Source organism: Mycobacterium sp. (assembly GCF_049281135.1).
GTDB lineage: Bacteria > Actinomycetota > Actinomycetes > Mycobacteriales > Mycobacteriaceae > Mycobacterium.
Genome location: NZ_JBAPRN010000144.1, coordinates 1 through 3,507 on the forward strand (window position 1 = coordinate 1; position 3,507 = coordinate 3,507).

At 65.8% G+C, this 3,507-nt stretch carries 5 protein-coding genes; 4 read left to right on the plus strand and 1 reads right to left on the minus strand.

Annotated features, from left to right (window positions below):
- Both WAN02_RS05795 and WAN02_RS05800 read left to right on the plus strand, forming a co-directional pair.
- Window positions 1-1,055 (plus strand): cytochrome P450 (locus WAN02_RS05795; RefSeq protein WP_422263215.1); only part of this gene is annotated, 1,055 nt, incomplete at its 5' end.
- A gap of 61 nt (window positions 1,056-1,116) precedes the next feature.
- Window positions 1,117-1,554 (plus strand): SRPBCC family protein, encoded by a 438-nt coding sequence (locus WAN02_RS05800; RefSeq protein WP_422263216.1) that lies wholly within the window; start codon window positions 1,117-1,119, stop codon window positions 1,552-1,554.
- Window positions 1,555-1,558: 4 nt separating this feature from the next.
- Here WAN02_RS05800 and WAN02_RS05805 read toward each other — a convergent pair whose 3' ends face one another.
- A complete protein-coding gene (locus WAN02_RS05805) occupies window positions 1,559-2,332 on the minus strand; it encodes an Rv3717 family N-acetylmuramoyl-L-alanine amidase (protein ID WP_422263217.1) in 774 nt (257 codons plus the stop codon).
- 98 nt (window positions 2,333-2,430) lie between these two features.
- Between WAN02_RS05805 and WAN02_RS05810 the strand changes: the two genes are divergently transcribed.
- The gene (locus WAN02_RS05810) at window positions 2,431-2,760 is read left to right on the plus strand and encodes a YbaB/EbfC family nucleoid-associated protein (protein ID WP_422263218.1); all 330 of its coding nucleotides are present in this window, start codon (window positions 2,431-2,433) and stop codon (window positions 2,758-2,760) included.
- Entirely contained in the window at window positions 2,753-3,364 is a 612-nt protein-coding gene (recR, locus tag WAN02_RS05815; RefSeq protein WP_422263219.1) for a recombination mediator RecR, read from the plus strand. Before WAN02_RS05810 ends, recR begins: the two co-directional genes overlap by 8 nt.
- Window positions 3,365-3,507 lie beyond the last annotated feature (143 nt).

Consider the following 3,507-nt stretch of genomic DNA (forward strand, 5'->3'; position numbering starts at 1 on the left):
TGCTGGAGGCGATCGGCGAGTTGCTGGATCGGTGGGACGGCGCCGCCGACGGCGGACGTCAGGTCGACGTCACCGCGGACACGACGCGGTTGGCTCTGGAATCCATCGGGCGTGCCGGCTTCGGCTATTCGTTCGGCTCCTTCGACCGCCGTCGGCCACATCCCTTCATCTCGGCGATGAATCGCACGCTGAAATACGCCAGCTGGTCGACCTTCCCCCTGCTGACCCGGCTGCTGCGGCCGGCCATCCGTCGTTCGGGCGCGGTAATGGGCCGCATCGTTGACGACGTGATCCAGGCACGCCGCGACGGCGCCGGTTCGGAGGCACAAGACCTGCTGGACTTGATGCTGAATTGCACACACCCGGTCACCGGACGCAGCATGGACCCGGTCAACATCCGTCAACAGGTCATCACGTTCATCATCGCCGGCCATGAAACAACCTCCGGCGCCTTGTCTTTCGCGCTGTACTACCTCACTCAGAATCCCGAGGTCCTGGCCCGGGCCAAGGCAGAGGTGGACGCGTTATGGGGCACATCTGGCGATCCCAAGCCGGCCTACGGCGACGTCGCGAAACTGCGGTATGTGAGGGCGGTGCTCGACGAGGCCTTGCGTCTGTGGCCCACCGCGCCCGGTTATCTGCGCGTCGCGCGCAAAGACACCGTGCTTGGCGGGCGGTACCGGATCAAGCGAGGACAGTGGGTCCTGGTGGTGCTGCCACTCGTGCAACGTGACCCGCGGGTATGGCCGGACCCCGAACGGTTCGATCCCGACCGGTTTTCACCTGGCCAGATGAAGAGCCGTGCGCACGCGTACAAGCCGTTCGGTACGGGGCAACGGGCCTGCATCGGTAGGCAGTTCGCGTTGCACGAGTCCGTGCTGACGCTCGCGCTCATCCTGCATCGTTATGACCTGACCGCCGAGAACGACTACCAGTTGAAGATTTCCGAATCAATCACGTTGAAGCCCAGAGGATTCCGCCTTGGGTTGAATAAACGGGCCGCGTCGTCGCGACGGGCGGAGGTCGACACCGAACTAACCCGCCTCAGCGCCTAGGGCTCGAAGGGCACCTATACGCTGGTCTGCGACATCAGCCCGTGTAGAGGAGTTACGCCAAATGGGACACGTCAGTGCAGCCAGCACGATCCTGATCAACGCTGAGCCCGCAGCCGTGCTGTCCGCCGTAGGTGACTACCAAAACGTGCGGCCCAAAATTCTGACTTCGCATTACCACGACTACCAGGTGCTGCAAGGCGGGCAGGGGCAGGGAACGGTCGCTAGCTGGAAGCTGCAGGCCACCGAATCGCGGGTTCGCGACGTTCGCGCCAACGTCGACGTCGCCGGGCACGCCGTAATCGAAAAAGATGCCAACTCGACCATGGTGACCAATTGGACGGTGGCCCCCGCTGGACCGGGTTCGAGCGTCACCGTCACCACCACCTGGAAGGGTGCCGGTGGTGTGAAGGGCTTCTTCGAGAAGACGTTCGCGCCGCTGGGCCTGAAGAAGATTCAGGCCGAGGTGCTGGCCAACTTGAAGCGGGAAGTCGAGAGCTGACCGCTCAGTGCGCCGCTGTTTGACCACCTAGGAAGGCGGCGACACCCCTGACCACGGCGTCGGCATACTTCTGCCGGCCCTCGGGGCTTTCCATCAACGCCGAGTCGACCGGGTTCTTCATGTTGCCGCACTCGACCAGGACGGACGGATACTGCGCCAGGTTCAGCCCGGCCAGGTCGGACCGCCCGTAGAGGCCGTCCTGGCCGATATAGCTGGCCGGTGGGATACCCGAGGCCTGCATCTGGTCGCGCATGACGCGGGCGAACTGCACCGCGGGTCCGGCCTGGGCCTGGTTGAGCGGCGGCGCTGAATAGTTGACGTGAAAACCCCGCCCGCTTGAGGGACCGCCGTCGGCGTGGATGCTGACGACCGCGTTCGGGTGCAGCGCATTGGCCATCGCGGCCCGTTGATCGACGCACGGGCCGACCGTGGAGTCGTCGCCGCGAGACATGGCCGTGCGTGCCCCGAGCGCGTTGAGCGCGGCGCGAATGCGCAGCGTGGTGTCCCAGGTGAAGGTGTGTTCCGGATAGCCGTCGTTGGTCGTTGTCCCGCTGGCCTGGCAGTCTTTGGTGCCACCGCGACCGGTCGGCACCTGGCGGCTGATGGATGCGTCGTTGGCGCCGTTATGGCCGGGATCGAGGAACACGATCATGCCGGCGATGCTGCCGGGTGCCGCGATGGCACTCGGCAGTGTCGGTGCGATGGCGACGGCAGCGAGCAGGCCGACGGCTGCCAGCGCCGCGGGAGCCCCGACACGCAGGCGATGAGGTATGCGCACGGCGCCACGTTAGCCCCGCGCCGTCTACGCTTGGAACTCTGACCCGCCCGCACGACGCAGGCGAAACCAAGTCGATACCAAGACGCAAGGGGACTGTCATGCAACCCGGAGGCCAGCCCGACATGTCGGGGTTGCTCGCCCAGGCTCAGCAGATGCAGCAATCGTTGATGGCCGCTCAGCAGCGGCTGATCAACTCCGAGGTCCAAGGCAAAGCCGGTGGCGGTCTGGTCGAGGTCACTGTCAAGGGCAGCGGCGAGGTTGTGGCGGTGAAGATCGACCCGAAGGTCGTTGACCCCGACGACGTCGAGACGTTGCAGGACCTGCTCGTCGGCGCGCTTGGTGACGCCACCAAGCAGGTCGCCGCCTTGGCGCAAGAACAACTGGGCCCGCTGGCCGGTGGCATGGGCGGCGGCGCTCTGGGTGTTTGAGGGACCGGTTCAGGATCTGATCGACGAGCTCGGCAAGCTGCCGGGTATCGGGCCTAAAAGCGCGCAGCGCATCGCTTTTCACTTGTTGTCCGTCGAGCCACCGGACATCGACCGGTTGACTGGGGTGCTGGCCAAGGTCCGCAACGGCGTGCGGTTCTGTTCGGTGTGCGGCAACGTCTCCGACGACGAGCGATGCCGTATCTGCGCCGATCCGCGCCGCGACGGCACGCAGGTGTGCGTCGTGGAGGAGCCGAAGGATGTGCAGGCCGTCGAGCGCACCCGCGAATTCCGTGGGCGCTACCACGTTTTGGGCGGGGCGTTGGACCCACTGTCCGGCGTCGGCCCCGAGCAGCTCCGGATTCGCGAGCTGCTGAACCGGATTGGCGAGCAGGTCGACGGCGTGGACATCACCGAGGTGATCATCGCCACCGACCCCAACACCGAAGGCGAGGCGACGGCCACCTATCTGGTGCGGATGCTGCGCGACATTCCCGGCCTGACCGTCAGCCGGATCGCATCCGGTTTGCCGATGGGTGGCGACTTGGAATTCGCCGACGAGCTGACCCTGGGCCGCGCGCTGACCGGCCGTCGTGCCATGGTCTGAAGCCTGGCCGGTTCGCCGACACTGAAACCATCCACACGACATGCCGGAAAGCCTCGCAATGGCTTAAGTCTCGGTGCCGAATGGGCCCCTACGCGGCCGGGCCCTCAGGCCCGAAGGCGTTCGCGTCGCAGCAAGTCCACCTC

Bases quoted from the DNA above. Each gene is read 5' to 3' on its own strand.
- WAN02_RS05800 (WP_422263216.1), top strand. From the start codon at position 1,117: ATGGGACACGTCAGTGCAGCCAGCACGATCCTGATCAACGCTGAGCCC.
- WAN02_RS05810 (WP_422263218.1), top strand. From the start codon at position 2,431: ATGCAACCCGGAGGCCAGCCCGACATGTCGGGGTTGCTCGCCCAGGCT.